Origin of the sequence: Pseudobutyrivibrio sp. MD2005 (assembly GCF_000621865.1) — a bacterium.
Taxonomy (GTDB): domain Bacteria; phylum Bacillota; class Clostridia; order Lachnospirales; family Lachnospiraceae; genus Pseudobutyrivibrio.
The window spans coordinates 76,898-95,804 of the sequence record NZ_KK211359.1 but is presented as its reverse complement, the minus strand read 5'-3'; the positions used below and the strand labels follow the sequence as shown (position 1 = coordinate 95,804).

Below are 18,907 nucleotides of genomic sequence, written 5' to 3'. Positions count from 1 at the left end.
AATACGAGGTGACGAATATGATTAAACACAAAGACCATTTTCATGGTAGCGACTTGGAAAAAATTGAAAAGATATATGGAATCAAGAAGGAAGATATTATTAGCTTTTCAGCTAATGTAAACCCACTTGGAATTTCACCAAAGCTCAGAAAGGGAATCACAGAGCACATCGATTGCATCACTACATATCCTGACAGAGACTATGTTCAGCTTAGACAGTGCATCGCCAATTACTGCTCAACCGAAACCGACAACATAGTTGTGGGCAACGGTTCTACCGAGCTCATTTCCCTTTTTGTACAAATTGAGCAGCCTAAAAAAGCCATGATTTTAGGCCCTACTTATTCTGAATATGAACGTGAAATCGCTTTAGGCGGAGGCAAAACTATCTATTATCCTCTCAAAGAAGAAAACGATTTCATCTTAAATACAGAGCATTTCATCAGCAAGCTTTCAGAAGATATTGATATGCTCATCATCTGCAATCCTAACAATCCTACTGGCACAGCCATCAAGAATCAGGATATGCGACACATATTAGATGCATGCAAGGAATGCGATATCTTCGTCATGGTTGATGAGACTTACGTTGAATTTGCCGAGGATGTTAATAAGATTTCATCTGTTAGCCTCACTCGCACTTATACAAATATCGCTATTCTCAGAGGCACATCTAAGTTTTTTGCTGCACCAGGCCTACGTCTGGGATATGCCATCTGCTCAAACAATGATTTAATCCAGGCAATCAACAGACGCAAGGATCCTTGGACAATCAATTCTATTGCCGTTGTTGCTGGTACTCTTATGTTTAACGACGAAGACTACATCCACGAGACTCGCGATTTGATTAAAACTGAGCGCGACCGTTTATATAAGCTCTTCAATGAGAGCTCTCGCTTCAAGCCATATAAGCCTGAAGGCAACTTTATGCTTTTACAGATTCTTGAAGATGGAATTACAAGCGGAATGCTTTTTGACAAGTGTATTAGAGAAGGTCTAATGATTCGTGATTGTTCTACCTTCCCTTACCTTGGTGAGAATTACATTAGATTCTGTTTTATGAATCCAGAAGATAATACAAAATTGGCTAACCTCTTATTGGGTTAGCCAAATATCAAAGTCTACTTTTCCATTTATACCATTGATTGAACCATTCTCAGAATACTGCCAGATGTCGTATTCATATGGCCAGTAAAATTCTTTATTATACCCTGCAAACCACTTAGGATAATCAGTGAGCTGTGTTAGATCAACTAACATGGCTCCCATTTCTGTGTTGTGATAAACCATTGGCTCATAGCCTGCGTTTTTAACAGCCTCTAAGAAAGCGATTGTAAGGTTTGTGCGCTCTTCCACAGTAAGACTATTTGTTCTGGCCTGACTATCTCCAACCTTTTCTACATCAAAAACGATTGGAAGCTGTAATGTGTATCCATCCAGCAAATCGATTACTGTGCCAGCTTCCTCAAGAACCTCTGCCTGGCTGATAGCCTGCGAAAATACATAAACACCCACATCAATGCCAGCTGCCTGAGCACCTTCGATATTTTCAAGGCATTTCTCATCAACCACAAGCTTACCAGTGCCATAGCCTCTATAAACAGCTCGAATAAAAGCAAACTCTACACCTTCATCTGCGACTGCCTCCCAGTCGATATCTCCCTGATGAGAGGAAACATCAATACCAAACTTGGAAGTAACCTGTCCATCCTTTGTGTAGACATACATTCCGTTTTCATCTGTAAGATTATCTATATCATAGTTATTCTTAGGCAAACTCTCATCAATAGGTACAAAATTGTACTTAGAATTTGCAGCCACAACTATATACTCCGGATATAATGATTTCAAAATAGAAATTACCGTATTTCCGTTTTCAAGGGATTCTTTTATAGTTGTAAGAACATTATTTCTTCCCTGGGCCTCAGCCTGATCAACTAATGCTTCCACATCCTCACTCGAATAAGAAGATGAAGTAAGCCCCGTTTTTTTGTCGTCCTGAGTCTGAATCCTACTATGGGTATCAGCCACTATATAAATCACGCCTACCGCAAGCAGCGTGAAAAAAATCGACAAAATCGATGTCATAAAATATCTAAAAGCTCTTCTCATATTATTATTGTGGCATATCAGTAAGCGAACCTATCTGCTTTCTATACCACACTATTCCTTTCCATTTTCCAAACTTATAACCTATGTCAGTGAAATGCCCAACCTCATCAAATCCAAGGGCCTTATGAAAATTAATGCTGGTCTCGTTATCATCTGTAATAACACCATACATAAACTTATATCCCATAGCCTGAAGCCTTGCCTCAAGCTCATCATACAATGCCTTTCCAATTCCGGTATGCTTTGGAATATCATTCGCCAAATAGATAGTAGTTTCTACAGAAAATCTATAGGCATCATGATGTCTGATTCTTCCGCCATAAGCCATACCGATAACCTTGCCTGAATCATCACAAGCAACGATATATGGATAATCCTTCTTCGTATTTACGATACTTTCAGCGTACTCTTCCACCGAGGGATTGTCCTCAGTAAATGTAATATATGTGTTTTCGGCATAATAGCCGTAAATATCATGTATTGCCTTTGCATCAGAGACTTCAGCATCTCTTATCGTGTATTTCATCTTATGTCACCTCATAAATCTGTGATAAAAAAATCATATCAAAGCACAAATTATTATTCAATAATAACATAAATAAAATCGTATAATACACTTGTAGAAAATAACTAAAAACGAGGAAAACTTATGAAATACACCACTATACTTTTCGACTTAGATGGAACACTTTTATACACGCTTGAGGACTTAACCGATTCTATCAATCACACCCTTACTAAATACAATCTCCCGACGCACTCGCTTGAAGATGTTCGCCGCTTCGTAGGCAACGGACTTAGAATGCTTGTTGTCAGAGCCCTGCCTGATGGCGAATCATACGAACACTTTGACAAATTCCTACAGGATTTCATTGCCTACTACAACACCCACAATCTCATCAAGACAAAGCCCTACGATGGCATCATGGAAACAACAGAAAAGCTTTCTTCCATGGGAATAAAAATGGCAATCGTAACCAACAAAGGTCAAACTGCCAGCGAATCTCTACTCAAAGACTTCTTTGAGCCAAATATCAATATCGTAATCGGTGACGACGGCACCCACAAGAGAAAGCCCGACCCAGAGCCTGTCCAAATCGCTTTAGACAAGCTTGGCATCACCGACAAATCCTCCGTCCTCTACATCGGCGACTCCGAAGTAGACGCTGCCACCGCCGAAGCTGCCGGCATAGACTACGTCCTCTGCACCTACGGCTTCCGCGACATGGACGTACTATCCCAGTTCGCCCCCGTGGCCTACATCGACCACATCTCGAAGCTCTTAGACATCGTATCTTAATGGCTCAGTGGCCCTTGCCACACATATATTATTAGCGCCGCCTTGGCCTGCTCTGTGGCCTCGGTAGGCTGGTGGGATTGCGCGAATATTTTTAGTTTTTCAACACGCAAAATGCAGTCTTCACACATGTGTCTTTTGATGGATGAACCGATTGTAAAAGTGTCGTTCATTAGCGGACAATAAAGATTATTAGTATTTCGAATATATTTGCAGTTACTTGGTTCATATTACATTCACTAAGAAAAAAGTAAAAACAGGTTTTGTAGATTTAAGTACCGGCTTCAAGTTCAGTCCGTTTCACTATCAGCCTTGGGCTGCCGTCCATGGCAGCCCATACTTAAATTCTTCAAAACCTGTTTTTGTTTTTTCTAAGTTCATTTCAAAATCACGCAAGTAACTACAAAAATATTCGAAATAAGATCAGTACATGTTTGTCCGCTTAACTGAACGACACTTTTCCAATCTGTACAGACATACAAAAGACACATGTCAATAAAGAAGGCTGCATTGCGTGTTAGAAAAACAAAATATTCATGCGCTCCACCAGCCTACCGAGGCCACAGAGCATTCCAAGGCGGCGCTTAGTGTTAACAAGTGGCAAGGGCCTACTTAGCGTAGGCTTTGTAGATGTCTACGTGGTCGTAGATGCAGCGCCACGAGGATGTGGAATTGGTGGTACAGCAAATGTATTCGGTGCCTGAGGCCGAAATCATGGAACTAACGGCGCAGTTGCCGGATTCGTTTACAAAGCCGGTCTTGGCACCTTCGATTTCTCCTCCAAGGTCTTTGTCTTCGATTTTACGAAGGAACCAGTTTGATATTGTAATTCCTTCGGGATTTACGTTTGTGGCAGTGGAATTGTATACCTTAGTGGTAAGGACTTCTTTGCATAGTGGATTGTCTAAGGCCGCCATCATTATGATTGAGATGTCGTATGGTGTGCTGTAGTGGTCGTCGCCATAGAAACCTACGGGGTTGTCAAAGTGTGTGCCGGTAAGTCCAAGTGAGTCAGCCTCTTCGTTCATCATGGCTACGAAGCTGTCGATGTCTCCTGCTACGTAGATTGCCAGCTGAGCTGCAGCATCTCCACCTGAAGGTAGTATTGTTCCGTAGAATAAATCTCGGACGGTAACTTCTTCGCCTTCTACAAAGCCGGAGGTGGAGCCACCACCTGCATAAGAGTAGTCTACAGCTTCATGAGACATAGCTACCACTTCGTTGAGTTGGTCTTCTGTCAAATGATTGGCAGCTGTTAAGACTGTCATAACCTTAGTCATTGATGCTGGTACGATTTTTTCGTTAGGGTTTCTGCTAGCAATGATTTCCTTCGTATCATTATTGATAAGAATTGCATTTGTGCTAACAACATCCCCTCCTATAGAAACAGTAGCATCTGTTGATTTTGCAGAATAGCTACCGCTTGAAGCTGTTGTTTTTTCTTCTTCCTCTTCCGCTTCCTTTTGAGTCTCTTCTTTAGCTTTTGTTCCAGAAAGCTTAAGTCCTTCGCTTTTTTCTTCGGTAGCTTCTTCTGAGGCTGCTTCCTTGGAAGCTACTTGTTCCTCTGCAGCTACAGCCAAAGAATCATCTTTCCCTTTGATGTGGGATATAACAAAACCTGCAGCAATAATAATTGCTAAGGATATAAGTCCAATTTCTGTATATACCTGAATTTTTCTAATCAGTCTTTTTTTCTTACGATAAGCTTTACGCTCCTCGTCAGTCATATTTCTTCTATATCTACTCATAACAATGAATTTCTCCTCTTACATAACAAAAATTTTAACATTATAAATGTAGTCCTTCAATTCAGAACGAAATTTCTGTTAAATATAACGAATCATCATGGTCAAGGCTTTGAATTCAAATAAAAAAAGCCCCAAAACCAGCGATTCTACTAAGAAAAGTTGATTTTAAAGCTTTCTTAAAAAAGTGGACCTGACGGGAGTCGAACCCGTGTCCAAAAGCCAATTCCCGGCCCTTCTACGAGTGTAGTTTGTAGTTTTACATTCCCTCCACATATCTCTTACAAACAAGATACATGCTTTAGTAGCTTCATGATACGCCCACTATCTCAAAGCTTTGATAGCGTCGTTTCCTACAGAGTCGAAGTCTGGGTCCTAAAGTGTAGGTGCTCTAAGTCAGACTGCAGCAACTAGGCTGCGTATGCTAAATTATCTTCAGCGTTTAATTTTAAGTTTGGCCATTTAACCCATTACCGTGGGACTCGCTTCTTCCGCTGCATGACCCCTGTCGAAACCATGACAGGCCCAAAGTGTAAAGTACCTCTAAACGCACCTTACAAATTATAAAGCACTCGATAAACCTTTGCAAGTGGCAATCCTACAACATTGTTGTAATCCCCTGCGATATCTTTAACCAGCACTGCCCCTCTGCCCTGAATGCCATAAGCCCCAGCTTTATCCATAGGTTCTCCTGTTGAAATATACTCTCTGATAAGCTCGTCTGAGTTCTCATACATGGATACCGCAGTGCATTCAAAAAACGAATTGCATTTGCCTGTTTCGTCAATTATGGTGACGCCTGTATACACATGGTGTGTTTTGCCTGAGAGCATCTTAAGCATATTAAAAGCGTCTTCCTCATCCTTAGGCTTTCCTAAGATTTGATTGTCATAAGCCACCACCGTATCAGCAGCAACAATCTTTCTGCCAGGATTTTCATCTGCTATAGCCTTTGCCTTAAGGAGGCTCAAATCCATAACAACATCCTGTGGTAATGTCTTAGAGGTAACCTCTTCTACGTCAGCTGATTTAACTTCAAATTCAATTCCTGCCTGCTCTAGTAGTTCTTTTCTTCTAGGTGAATTAGATGCAAGTATAATCTTCATTATCGTAAATTCCTTACTTTAAAATCTCTTTCTGCCTCGCGCTTCATATCCTTCTTCTGGATATCTGCACGCTTATCGTACAGCTTTTTACCTTTCGCAAGAGCGATTTTAATCTTAACAAGTCCATTATTGAGATATACCTCAAGAGGAACTATCGTATATCCGTTTTCTTTAATCTTGCTAAGCAAACGATTAATCTCTGATTTATGAAGAAGAAGCTTTCTAGGACGAAGTGGATCACGATTGAAAATATTACCCTTTTCGTAAGGATTAACATGCATCTGATAAATAAACATCTCGCCATTATCAATCCTTACAAAAGCTTCTTTTATTGAGCACTGGCCCATGCGCATAGACTTCACCTCTGTACCGTGAAGCTCTATGCCAGCCTCATACTCCTCTTCCATGAAATACTCATGGTATGCCTTTTTATTATTAGCAATTAACTTTCTGCCTTCTTTATTCATTGCACAAACTCCTGGTTGCTTAAATATAATTAGAATCGCTTAAACTCTTCTAGTATAAAGTCGATGGTGCGAGCCTGTTCATCCACTGAATCAAGTATTACTGTAACCAGCTGACCCAGTTTAAAGATACGGCCTGTTCGCTCACCAACCAAAGTAAGATTCTCTTCTACGAAATTATAGTGATCATCATAGAGTGTAGATATATGCACAAGACCTTCAACAGTATTCTCAAGCTCAACATACATACCCCAGCCTGTAACAGACGAGATGCTGCCCTCAAACTGTTGACCGATAAACTCTCTCATATATTGAACCATCTTTAGCTTATCAACTTCACGCTCGCATTCCTCTGCTCTACGTTCTAGCTTGCTGGTTTCAAGAGCTACTTGAGGCAAGATAGATTCATAATGAGTGATTTTTCTCTCGTTCATACGACCACGCAAATGGTCCTTTATGATTCTATGAATCTGCAAATCAGGGTATCTACGTATAGGCGATGTAAAATGGCAATAGTATTGAGCCGCAAGTCCAAAGTGTCCCTTACATTCAACATCATATCTAGCCTGTTGCATACTGCGAAGTGTCATCTTGGTAATGACAGCCTCATCCTCATGCCCTTTAAGGCTTTCTAACATCTTTTGGATTTCCTTAGGATGAATGCTTTCTTTATTGCCCTTAAGTGTGTAGCCACATGCTCCTAAGAATCTTGATAATGTCTGCATCTTCTCAGGATCAGGCGCACCGTGAACACGATATACAAAAGGCGATTCCATTAGTGAGAAATGTTCCGCAACAGTTTCATTAGCAGCCAGCATAAAATCCTCAATAAGCTTATGAGCATCATTGCGCTCATATGGAGCAAGGCCAACTACCTTTCCACTCTCATCAATCAAAATATGAGTTTCAGGGAAATCGAAATCAATCGCACCTCTCTTCTTACGCTTTGCACGAAGAATCTGAGAAAGCTTATACATTTCATCTATCATATCCGAAACATCAGAATATTCATTTCTGATTGTCTCATCACCTGTCATTATCGCATATACGTTAGTGTATGTCATGCGATGCCTACTATGAATAACTGATTCGCATATCTCATGATCAACAAGCTCGCCCTTAGGTGAGAATGTCATGATACAAGAAAGTGCCAATCTATCTTCTCCCTCGTTTAATGAACACATGCCATTGGACAATGTGTGAGGAAGCATCGGAATAACTCTATCTGCAAGATATACAGATGTGCCACGCTTAAGTGCTTCTACATCAAGTGCCGAAGACTCCTGGACATAATTGGTAACATCTGCAATATGCACCCCAAGCACAAAGTTATCTCCATCTTTAACAAGAGATACACCATCATCGATATCCTTTGTATCTTCACCATCTATAGTGATGATAGGAAGGCTTCGCAAATCATTTCTTCCCGCCATATCAGCTTCAGATACAGGCTTTGCTACATTAGTAGCCTGCTTTAACACCTTATCAGGGAATTCTGTATCGATGCCAAATCCCTTAACGATAGATAAAATATCTACGCCAGGATCATTTTTATGACCAATAATTTCAGTGATAACACCCTCTGGCTTATGGCTTTCATCTCCATAATCCTCAATATGGCAAACAACTTTATGGCCAGTAACAGCACCCATATCCTTGCCTGCAGGTATAAATATATCTCTTTCTAACTTATTACTATCAGCAACGACAAATCCAAAGCCTGAACTCTTTTCGTAAGTACCAACAACATCAGAAAAACCATGAGCGATTATTCTGATAACCCTTGCTTCCTGTCTCTTGCCAGGCGCACCAAAAGTAAGCACAGCAGCTACAGTATCATCCTGCATAGCAAAACCAGTATTATCACGCCCAACGAAATAATCCTCGTCGCTTCCCTCTACCTCGATAAATCCATATCCATCCTTGTGGGAAATAAATCGACCGATTATATCTGGCTCCACATTATCATTCTTTGGCTTATTCGCCTTTTTTGCCACTTCATTCAGCGACTGCTTTTTAAGTGCAGCCTCAGCCTTTGTAGGCTTTTTAGATCGATGATCTTTAAGCTTAACAAACTTAGGACGATTCTCAGCAATTTGGTACTTGCCCCTCTTTGTAATTTCTATCTGCCCTTCGTCTACAAGCTCCTGAAGAACCTCCGCAAATTCTGCCTTTTTATCCTTTTCTACATCAAGCAGAATCTCCAAATCCTTTTTCTTCATAGGAATGTAGGCTTGGCTTTTAAACACATCCATTAAGAAGTGTTTTTGTTTTTCGAACTCTTTCATAAACCTCCTAAAAAAATAGAGTTTTGCGTCGCAAAACTCCAGTTAAAGTAAATAATGCCACCCATAAGGGTGGCACAAATGACCTTTAATTAAATCTTCCGATATTAAGAACTGCAGAAAGAATAAAGAATAAGATTACACACACGCTAGTAAGCTTAACAAGTAATCCTTCCTTTGAACGTCCCTTATTACGGCTCCAGTATGAATCAAACTGCTGACCTGATAAAGAACCTAAACCGTTCTGCTTTCCTTCCTGGAAAAGAATAATAACTGTAAGTGCCACACAAATAACTATTAATAACACAATAAGAACTATTTTTAATGCTTGCATAATGCCTCCCATATTTAGGCTAAATTAGTTTTTAGTTACGGGTTTCGCAACATTTGAAGTGTAACATACATAGCAAACTATTGCAACCCCAAAATAGCTATTAGACACCTACATTAAAATTCATTCCTGCAAGAGCTCCGGCATCCGCTGCCTTTCTATTTTTCTGATAAGGATTATCCTCATTAGGATACTTTATCTGTGTAGTGGTTGTTCCTCCAGACACATATGTCCTACCACATTCAGGACAAATCGATGTATGAATAGCCACCGAAGCATTTAATACCTTACCACCTGCCTCTTTAGCCTTATCATATGCATTAGAAACATGCTCCTGCTCATGACCTCGCACTCGTGCTGCCGCCGCCTGCGGAGACACATGCTGTGCCGACTTAAACGAAACCTCTTCGTCACTGCCATCCTGATACTTACGGCTCGCACAAGTCTCACACTCAATAACCCCAGCTCTTTTTGCCGCCTTCTCCGAGGTAAATCCCGCGGCCTTAGTCTCATTTCCGCCCTCAGCCTTTATCGCCTCAGCCACCTTCTCAGTTCCCGGATTAGTATAAACACTATTCAAATTACCATAGGCAGCATACCCTGCCCCAATAGAATTTACACCTAGCATACCACTACCTCATAATCCGTACACTACACTAAGTCTATAATACCACCATAATACGTATAAACTGTGACCGCCTCCGTTTCTATCGTTACCATTCACAGTTTGTTTTGGATGGACGCCCTCACCATTGCTGAGGCCTCCACTATACTCAGGGCGTGATTTTGCGAATATTGCAGTTTTTCTTATGGGCCAAATTTATGCATCGCGCATGTGTCTTGTTGCGGAATGAACCATTTTGAAAAATGTTTTTTAGGTGGCGGACACTGATGTTTTATATGTACTTCTCAGGCTGAGGGGACTTGGTTTCATATTACGCTTGCTAAGTAACATGACAAAGCAGGTTTTGCATATCTAATCACCGTGGCACATTCAACATCGTGTTTTAAGTGACCACTTGCGCTGCCGTCCGTGGCAGCGCATGCTTATATATTGCAAAACCTGCTTTTATGTTACTAAGCTCGCTCCAAAATCAACCAAGTTCCCCTCAGTCTAAGAAGTACAACTTATTCTATGTTTTGTGTCCGCCAACCAAAAACCTTTTTCAAAATTGTACAGGCCTGCAAAAGACACATGTAAATAAAGATGCATAAATGGCCCATTAGAAAAAAGCAATATTCTTGCAATGCGCCCTGAGTATAAGTGGAGGCCCCAGCAAGGGTGAGGGCGTAGGTAAAATTTGACAACTGTGAATGGTAACGATGTCAGTCTTTTAATCTGGGGGAAAGAAGTTTATACTTATTGTATTATTGTTTGGGAGAAAATTTATGATTAGTAGATACTTTGTGTATTTTATAATTTATAGTTTTATTGGGTGGATTTACGAGACTTGCTACTGCACAATACATGATAAGACCTGGCAGAATAGAGGATTTTTGTATGGTCCGTGTATACCGCTTTATGGTGTTGGAGCTACGATAACTCAAATATTGTTTATTGAGATTCCCTATGCTCCTTTGCATAATGCATCTTATCCAATTATTTTTATTGTGTGCGCCATCGGTTCTTTCATTTTAGAGTACGGGACATCTTATGTTCTAGAGAAAAGATTCAATGCGCGTTGGTGGGATTATTCAGAATTTCCATTAAATATTAATGGACGTGTTTGCATAATGTTTACCTTTTGCTTTGGATTCGCTGGTATTTTGGTTTCTAGATTTGTAGCTCCTCCAATAATGACAGCTGTAATGATGATTCCTCAGCTTGTCATTGAGTTGCTTTCTTTAATTTTTATGTTTTTATTCGGCATGGATATGGCCCTTACCGTTTCAGCTATTACAAGCTTTGCCAAGGATTTTGAACGTATAAACGAAAGAATAAATGCTCAGATGGCTGAGCGAGTTGAAAATCTTGAAGGCTTCAAAGATCAGATTTCTACGGAAGCTATTAAGGAATGGTTCAAAAATGCATCATGGCCAGAACGTTGGCAATTCAAGCATATACGTAAGTTTACACACCCTGTTGCTTCCACAAAGGCTCTACTAAATAAGGGTTCTCAATATCTTCGAGATAGGAAAAATAAAAGTGCATAAGACTACATAAAAAAAGCGCCTAGTTGGATTTAACCAACTAGGCATTTTTAATAGTTAATTTAATTACTTGCTCTTTTCTTCTGCCTTAACAGCATCTTCTGGCTTTTCTACACGAGCGATTGCAGCCTTGTCCATAGGGATACGGCAGTTCTTATTGCTACCAAACTCAACGATAACTGTGTCATCCTGAATTGCTATAATTACACCGTAAAATCCTGATGTAGTAAGAATTGTGTCACCAATTGCAAGTGCTGACATCATTGCTGTCTTTTCTCTCTGCTCTTTCTGCTGTGGACGAATCATGAAGAAATACATGAATGCGAAAAGAACCACAACCCAAATTACTAAGCTAATTGAACTATTCATTAAATTATTCCTCCTAACACTTGGCCAATAGACCAGTCACTGAAAATCATTTTACCTAAAGAAATAGATACACGCAAGGAAAATAGTTAAATTTATATTTTTTTAATAATTACTTATTCTGCTATTCTCCTGCTTCCATTGACGCCAGCTTATCTTTCTTGTACTGGGCAAAACGTCCTTCGTCAAGGGCATCTCTAATTTCTTCCATCATTGTATTGTAGAAATACAGATTGTGAAGAACACAAAGTCTCATGCCAAGCATTTCCTTAGCCTTAAGCAAATGACGTACATAAGCTCTTGAATATGTACGACAAGTTGGGCAGCCACAGCCTTCCTCGATAGGACGCATATCCTTCTCAAACTTCTGATTGAATAGATTAAGCTTTCCATGGTTGGTATATACATGACCATGACGACCATTTCTACTAGGATAAACGCAATCAAAGAAATCTATACCTCTATCTACAGCCTCTAAAATATTGGCAGGTGTTCCAACACCCATAAGGTAAGTAGGCTTGTTCTGTGGAAGATATGGAACAACGTGATCAAGCACGTCATACATCTGCTCGTGGCTCTCACCTACAGCAAGACCGCCAACAGCATAGCCTGGTAAATCAAGCTCTGAAATAATATTGGCATGCTCGATTCTTATATCGTTAAATATCGCACCCTGATTGATACCAAATAAAAGCTGTTCTTTGTTGATTGTATCATCTAATGAATTAAGGCGAGCCATCTCTGCCTTACATCTATGTAGCCATCTTGTAGTACGAGCCACAGAATCCTCTACATATTTTCTTTCTGCAAGAGCTGGTGGGCACTCATCAAATGCCATAGCAATTGTAGAACCGAGATTTGACTGAATCTGCATTGATTCCTCTGGACCCATAAAGATTTTTCTACCATCTATGTGAGAGTTAAAGGTTACACCTTCTTCTTTAATCTTTCTGATGCCAGCTAATGAGAACACCTGAAATCCGCCTGAATCAGTGAGGATTGGCTTATCCCAAGCCATAAATTTATGAAGACCGCCAAGTTCTTTGATTAGCTTATCCCCAGTACGTACATGAAGATGATAAGTGTTTGAAAGCTCAACCTGTGTCTTAATCTGACGCAAATCATCAGTGGAAACAGCTCCCTTGATAGCGGCTACAGTTCCAACATTCATAAATACAGGTGTTTCAATGACACCATGAACTGTATGAAAACGTCCGCGTTTTGCTCTCCCCTCTGTTTTTAACAATTCGTATTTCACTTTTTATAAAACTCCTTAATATAATCAACTCTGTCAGTCATATGACTAAGCATTGCATCGCAAATTGCAATAGCGCACATCGCTTCCACTACGACAACAGCACGAGGTACGATAACAGGATCATGGCGACCACGTATTTCGATATCGATATCTTCGTGCTTTTCATTAACTGTCTGCTGTGGCTGTGCAATAGATGGAGTAGGCTTGATAGCACATCTGACAATGATATCATCTCCGTCAGATATACCTCCTAAAATACCACCGCTATGATTGGTAAGTTTTGTAACCTTACCATCTTCCATCCTAAACTTATCGTTATTGATGCTTCCTACTGTCTTTGAAACAGCAAAACCATCACCGATTTCAACGCCTTTAACTGCGCCAATAGATACAAGTGCTTGGGCAAGCTTTGCATCAAGCTTGTCAAAAACAGGCTCTCCAACGCCGGCAGGAACACCTGTAATAAGGCACTCAACCACACCACCTGCGCTGTCATTATTTAACATGCATGCCTCAAGATATTCTTCAGCCTTTTTGGCTGCTGTCGGGTCTGGCATGCAAAGAGGATTATTATCACGCTCTGATAAATCAAAATCATAGATTTTAACATCGCCGATTGATTTAGTGTAGGCACAGACAGTGACACCAAGCTCCTGTAAAAGCTTTGCACAGATAGCGCCTGCAGCAACTCTGCCGATAGTCTCACGACCTGATGAACGTCCGCCACCTCTGTAATCTCTGAGACCATATTTTTCTATAAATCCATAATCAGCATGACCTGGTCTAAAAGCAGTAGCTATATTGCCATAGTCTTTTGAATGCTGATCAGTATTTTCAACCATAAGGGAAATTGGAGTGCCTGTAGTAACACCCTCAAATACTCCGGATAGAATCCTGACTTTATCGCCCTCTGCTCGAGCTGTTGTAAACTTAGATTGACCTGGTTTTCTTCTGTCGAGGTATAACTGAATATCTTCCTCTGAAAGCTTGAGTCCAGCTGGGAAACCGTCAATAACAACACCTAAAGCTGCGCCGTGTGATTCACCCCACGTAGTAATTGAAATGGAATTTCCAAATGTTGAGCCTGCCATAATAACCTCCAATTCCTTATAAAATGTAAACAAGGGCTGTTTCAACAGCCCTTGTAACGTGCTATTTTAACTTTACTACAATAATGCTATTTGGTTTAGCAATTGCAATAGGTGGATTCTGCATAAGAGAATGTCCTGTCTTCTTGTCAATGATAAAACTACGAATCTCGTTTGTATCATGGTTAAGAGAAACGAAGTACTTATCCTTTGGTAATACTGCAAAGCTCTTTGGATAATCTCCACTAATAAAGCTATGAGAGAAATACTTAATCTTTCCAGACTTAGGATCTCTTTCATACATGCAGACAGCATTTAAACCATCTACACTGGCGTAAATGAACTTATCATCTTCACCAAATTTAATATTAGTACCAGTACTGATTTCCTCATCCTCACCAACCAAAAGTGATACTGTCTGGATGTTCTCGAAATCAGGAGTGTCACCGATAATATGATAATCATAAACTAAAATCTCGTTAGACATTTCAGTGATTACATATGCATATTTACCATCGTTAGAGAACTTCATCTTAAGTGGTGCTGAACCCATTGTACATCTAACGATATCTACCTGACGAAGCTTACCATTCTCGTAATCGATCTCATAAATCTTAATCTGATGTAAACCATTCTCTACTGCACAAAGATATTTTTCATCAGGAGTAAGAGTTACACAAGTACAATGTGGATATAAAGGTCTTTCAGCTACTGACTTACCAATACCCTGATGGAAAATACCATCAGCAATACCACCGATGCTTCCATCCTCGTTAAGTTTCATCATTGTAACTCGGCCATCATGATATCCAGCAACGAAAAGGTATCTATTCTGAGAGTCTACACAAAGGTTACATCCTCTCATACCACCAATCCATTCCTGATTAATCTTCTCAAGATCACCATTTTCAAGAATCTTGAATGAAGCAACACCTTCATCAGCAATAGAATAAAGGAACTTGTTGTCCTTAGAATTAATAATATCAGAAGGGTTATTGATTGGTGCTACACTCTGCTCCTTGAGGACACCTGTATCAGGGTCTACATCATAGACATAAATTCCAACGCTGGTCTCGTGAGTATAAGTACCAACATAAGCCACATATTTACTATCTGCCATCTTATTCTCCTCGTAATTAATCTTAAGCTTCCTTGCGTCTTAAAATATCAAACTCATCTGGTGTAACATCAAGCTTGATGAAAAGCTTCTGTTTTGGATGTGGGCATGATTCCATATCCTCACCAGCTTCGTTCTTAATTCCAAGAACTTTTACTTCTATATTATCACCGTTTGGCTTCATAATTTCAATAGTTTCACCTACTGAAAATTTATTACGCTGCTCAATCTCAAAATAGCCATTATCATCGATTGAACCAACAATGCCAAGGTAAGTATAGCCAATGTTGTATGTGTTGTTATCGTATATCTGAGATTCTTCAGAAGGCTTTCCGTAGAAGAATCCAGTTGTAAACTGACGATATGTACATGCAGCTATCTGCTCCTTGTACCAGTCGAGATTTGCATTATACTTTTCTTCTGATTCCTTGCAATCATCAATAGCTTTGCGATAAGTACGAGCAACTGTAGCAACATAAAGAGCTGTCTTCATACGGCCCTCAATCTTAAAGCTGTCGATGCCTGATTCAAGTAAATCTGGAATATGCTCAATCATGCACAAATCTTTTGAATTGAAAATGTAAGTGCCTCTCTCATTTTCATATACTGGCAAATACTCACCTGGACGCTGTTCCTCAACCACTGCATATTTCCATCTGCATGGATGAGTACATGCTCCCTGGTTAGCATCTCTACCAGTGAAATAATTTGAAAGCAAACATCTACCAGAATATGAAATACACATTGCACCATGAATGAATGTCTCGATTTCAAGATCATCTGGAATGTTTTCTCTGATTTCTTTGATTTCTTTAAGTGAAAGCTCACGAGCTGAAACTACTCGTGTAGCTCCTAAATCATACCAAAACTTATATGTGCCATAGTTGGTATTATTAGCCTGTGTGCTGACATGACGCTCGATTTCAGGACAGATTTCCTTAGCTAGCATAAATACAGCTGGATCTGCAATAATGAGAGCATCTGGCTTAATCTCCTTAAGCTCTTCAAAGTACTCTCTTACACCTTCCAAATCACCGTTGTGAGCAAGGATATTAGCTGTAACATAAACTTTTACACCATGCTCATGAGCGAAGGCAATGCCTTCAATCATGTCTTCTTTAGAAAAGTTCTTAGCCTTTGCTCTAAGGCCGTAAACCTCTCCACCAATATAAACTGCATCTGCTCCAAAAATAACTGCAACCTTAAGCACTTCCAGGCTGCTGGCTGGAACTAGTAACTCTGTTTCTCTCATTTCTTTCCTTTCACACTAATACTAACTCCATCCCCCAATGGCAATATCGTAGTAGAAAAATCTTCATCATGAGTTAACTCGTACAAATAATCACGCATTCGCTTGTGAATTGTACGGTTACGTCTTGTGATTGCATAGCGGGATTCGATTATGTCTCCATCCTGCAAAACATTATCTGTAACAACCACACCACCATCTCTTGTAAGGCGCTTTATCTGTGGCCAGAAATTGATGTACTGGCCCTTTGCCGCATCCATAAATACAAAATCAAATTCACCCTCAAGTGTAGGTAGAATTTCAATTGCATCACCTTCAATAAGAGTGATTTGGTCTTCTTTACCTGCTCTTAGAATATTCGCATTTGCGATAGGTATTCTTGGAGGGTAATTTTCGATAGTGGTAATTTTCACATCGCATCCAGCTGTCTCAGCCATCAAACATGCCGAAAAGCCTACTGCAGCTCCAACCTCCAAAATCCTTTTAGGATTATTCATCCTGATAAGCGTCTGTAGAAGGTTGACTGTTTCAGTTCTAATGATTGGCACGTATGTTTCAAGGGCTTCCTTTCGGATATCGCATAGCACCGGACTAAGCTCTGGATAAAGACTGTTTAAATATGTGGTATATCTCTCGTCTACAATCATTTTATACTTCCATGATAATTGGAATAATCATTGGGCGACGGCCAGTCTCACGCCATACAAAATCAGAAAGATTATCTCTTATGTCTGATTTAATCTTATTCCAATCTGTGATACTCTTCTCCTCAAGTGCTGCAACAGTATCAGAAAGGACTGCTCTTGCACTTTCCATTAAATCCTCAGAATCGCGAACGTAAACAAATCCACGAGACACGATATCTGGACCAGCTAAAACTGTACCGGATGCACTATCAAGTGTAAGAACTACGATAATGATTCCATCTTCGGCAAGCTTTTGTCTGTCGCGAAGAACGATGTTACCAACATCACCAACACCGATACCATCTACCATGATTGCACCAGTATGTACATGTCCTGAAATCTTTGAGTAATTATCTCCAAGCTCAAGAATATCACCTGAGCGGATTATCTTAATATGATCATGATCCCATCCAAGAGACTCTGCAATTCTGGCCTGAGCCATAAGGTGCTTGTACTCTCCATGAACTGGAATAGCAAACTGAGGACGAACAAGTGAATAAATAAGCTTGATTTCCTCAGCACAGGCATGTCCTGAAACGTGAACATCCTGCATAACGATTTCTGCACCACGCATTGTTAAATCGTTAATTACATTTGAGACAGCCTTCTCATTTCCTGGAATTGGGTGAGAAGAAAATACAATCATATCACCTGGCTTAATCTGTACCTTTTTGTGAGTACCATTTGCCATACGAGATAAAGCTGCCATTGACTCACCCTGAGAACCAGTTGTAACAAGTACAATCTTCTCATCTGGATAAGCCTTTAAGTTTTCGATTTCGATAAGTGTGTTGTCTGGAATCTGTAAGTAGCCAAGCTTTGATGCTGTCTCAATAGTGTTAACCATTGAACGGCCTTCCACACAAACCTTACGTCCATATTTATCAGCGGAGTTAATAATCTGCTGAACACGATCAACGTTAGATGCGAATGTCGCAATAATAATACGGCTTCTATCATTGTCTGCAAAAATTGAATCGATAGTCTTACCAACTGTCTTTTCAGATGCAGTAAAGCCAGGACGCTCTGCATTAGTAGAGTCGCACATTAGTGCAAGAACACCCTTCTTACCGATTTCACCTAATCTCTGTAAATCGATTGGATCACCATAAACTGGTGTGTAATCAACCTTGAAATCTCCTGTATGAACTACGATACCTGCTGGCGAATAGATAGCAAGAGCTGCAGCATCCTGAATACTGTGATTAGTACGGATAAACTCAACTCTGAAATCTCCAGCATTAATATTAGTTCCGTATTTTACAACCTTACGCTTAACCTTGGTGAGCATCTTATGCTCTTCAAGCTTATGCTCAATCAAACCGTTTGTAAGCTTGGTTGAATAGATAGGACAAACATTAAGATCCTTAAAAATATAAGGAATAGCACCGATATGATCCTCGTGACCATGGGTGATAAAAAAGCCTTTAAGCTTGTCCTGGTTATCCTTCAGATATGATACATCTGGAATTACCAGATCTACGCCCAACATATCGTCCTCAGGAAATGAAAGTCCGCAATCCACCACAATAATACTGTTTCCATATTCGAAAGCAGTAATATTCATGCCGATTTGCTCAAGACCTCCAAGTGGAATAATCTTCAGCTTTTCAGCTGTATTTTCAGTTTTCTTTTTCAAAAATAAACCTCCTA

Annotated in this window: 18 protein-coding genes and 1 other RNA gene; 3 read left to right on the top strand and 16 right to left on the bottom strand. The window is 40.0% G+C overall.

Annotation, left to right across the window (positions count from 1 at the left end; translation table 11 throughout):
- Positions 1–17: 17 nt before the first annotated feature.
- Complete coding sequence (locus T498_RS0111755; protein WP_028236075.1) at positions 18–1,106, top strand: pyridoxal phosphate-dependent aminotransferase; 1,089 nt, start codon at positions 18–20, stop codon at positions 1,104–1,106.
- On the opposite strand, the gene T498_RS15725 is transcribed toward T498_RS0111755, so the two are convergent.
- Both T498_RS15725 and T498_RS0111745 read right to left on the bottom strand, forming a co-directional pair.
- Positions 1,095–2,087, bottom strand: a complete 993-nt coding sequence (locus T498_RS15725; RefSeq protein ID WP_197019963.1) for a glycoside hydrolase family 25 protein — start codon at positions 2,085–2,087, stop codon at positions 1,095–1,097. The two genes, T498_RS0111755 and T498_RS15725, sit on opposite strands and share 12 nt — an antisense overlap.
- Positions 2,088–2,115: 28 nt before the next feature.
- On the bottom strand, positions 2,116–2,637 hold the full coding sequence (locus T498_RS0111745) for a GNAT family N-acetyltransferase (RefSeq protein ID WP_028236074.1): 522 nt from the start codon (positions 2,635–2,637) through the stop codon (positions 2,116–2,118).
- 123 nt (positions 2,638–2,760) lie between these two features.
- Here T498_RS0111745 and T498_RS0111740 point away from each other — a divergent pair, with 123 nt between their 5' ends.
- Complete coding sequence (locus T498_RS0111740; protein ID WP_028236073.1) at positions 2,761–3,411, top strand: HAD family hydrolase; 651 nt, start codon at positions 2,761–2,763, stop codon at positions 3,409–3,411.
- Positions 3,412–4,016: 605 nt separating this feature from the next.
- Here T498_RS0111740 and T498_RS16345 read toward each other — a convergent pair.
- The 7 genes from T498_RS16345 to T498_RS0111710 all read right to left on the bottom strand — a co-directional run bounded on the left by T498_RS16345 (position 4,017) and on the right by T498_RS0111710 (position 9,967).
- A complete protein-coding gene (locus tag T498_RS16345; RefSeq protein ID WP_051524743.1) occupies positions 4,017–5,156 on the bottom strand; it encodes a D-alanyl-D-alanine carboxypeptidase family protein in 1,140 nt (379 codons plus the stop codon).
- Positions 5,157–5,338: 182 nt separating this feature from the next.
- Positions 5,339–5,680: a transfer-messenger RNA gene (gene ssrA, locus T498_RS16610) on the bottom strand.
- 27 nt (positions 5,681–5,707) lie between these two features.
- Positions 5,708–6,262, bottom strand: a complete 555-nt coding sequence (locus tag T498_RS0111730) for a Maf family protein (protein ID WP_028236071.1) — start codon at positions 6,260–6,262, stop codon at positions 5,708–5,710.
- A complete protein-coding gene (smpB, locus tag T498_RS0111725; protein ID WP_028236070.1) occupies positions 6,259–6,726 on the bottom strand; it encodes an SsrA-binding protein SmpB in 468 nt (155 codons plus the stop codon). The genes T498_RS0111730 and smpB overlap by 4 nt, the downstream gene beginning before the upstream one ends.
- Positions 6,727–6,755: 29 nt before the next feature.
- The gene (rnr, locus tag T498_RS0111720; protein ID WP_028236069.1) at positions 6,756–9,011 is read right to left on the bottom strand and encodes a ribonuclease R; all 2,256 of its coding nucleotides are present in this window, start codon (positions 9,009–9,011) and stop codon (positions 6,756–6,758) included.
- Between the two features lie 85 nt (positions 9,012–9,096).
- Positions 9,097–9,342, bottom strand: coding sequence for a preprotein translocase subunit SecG (gene secG / locus T498_RS0111715; RefSeq protein WP_028236068.1), 246 nt, complete (start codon positions 9,340–9,342; stop codon positions 9,097–9,099).
- A gap of 100 nt (positions 9,343–9,442) precedes the next feature.
- On the bottom strand, positions 9,443–9,967 hold the full coding sequence (locus T498_RS0111710; protein ID WP_028236067.1) for a hypothetical protein: 525 nt from the start codon (positions 9,965–9,967) through the stop codon (positions 9,443–9,445).
- A gap of 761 nt (positions 9,968–10,728) precedes the next feature.
- On the opposite strand from T498_RS0111710, the gene T498_RS15715 reads away from it, so the two are divergent.
- On the top strand, positions 10,729–11,493 hold the full coding sequence (locus T498_RS15715; protein ID WP_051524739.1) for a putative ABC transporter permease: 765 nt from the start codon (positions 10,729–10,731) through the stop codon (positions 11,491–11,493).
- A 63-nt stretch (positions 11,494–11,556) separates the two neighbouring features.
- Here T498_RS15715 and yajC read toward each other — a convergent pair whose 3' ends face one another.
- From yajC to T498_RS0111670, 7 genes are all read right to left on the bottom strand, one after another.
- Entirely contained in the window at positions 11,557–11,859 is a 303-nt protein-coding gene (gene yajC / locus T498_RS0111700) for a preprotein translocase subunit YajC (RefSeq protein WP_028236066.1), read from the bottom strand.
- A 121-nt stretch (positions 11,860–11,980) separates the two neighbouring features.
- On the bottom strand, positions 11,981–13,114 hold the full coding sequence (gene tgt, locus T498_RS0111695) for a tRNA guanosine(34) transglycosylase Tgt (RefSeq protein ID WP_028236065.1): 1,134 nt from the start codon (positions 13,112–13,114) through the stop codon (positions 11,981–11,983).
- Entirely contained in the window at positions 13,111–14,205 is a 1,095-nt protein-coding gene (aroC, locus tag T498_RS0111690; RefSeq protein ID WP_028236064.1) for a chorismate synthase, read from the bottom strand. Before aroC ends, tgt begins: the two co-directional genes overlap by 4 nt.
- Positions 14,206–14,266: 61 nt before the next feature.
- Entirely contained in the window at positions 14,267–15,322 is a 1,056-nt protein-coding gene (locus T498_RS0111685; RefSeq protein WP_028236063.1) for a lactonase family protein, read from the bottom strand.
- 22 nt (positions 15,323–15,344) lie between these two features.
- A complete protein-coding gene (locus tag T498_RS0111680) occupies positions 15,345–16,571 on the bottom strand; it encodes a peptidase U32 family protein (protein WP_028236062.1) in 1,227 nt (408 codons plus the stop codon).
- Positions 16,568–17,215: an O-methyltransferase gene (locus T498_RS0111675; RefSeq protein WP_028236061.1), complete on the bottom strand. Its 648-nt coding sequence runs from the start codon at positions 17,213–17,215 to the stop codon at positions 16,568–16,570. Before T498_RS0111675 ends, T498_RS0111680 begins: the two co-directional genes overlap by 4 nt.
- Before the next feature lies 1 nt (position 17,216).
- The gene (locus T498_RS0111670) at positions 17,217–18,893 is read right to left on the bottom strand and encodes a ribonuclease J (RefSeq protein WP_028236060.1); all 1,677 of its coding nucleotides are present in this window, start codon (positions 18,891–18,893) and stop codon (positions 17,217–17,219) included.
- Positions 18,894–18,907: the final 14 nt, after the last annotated feature.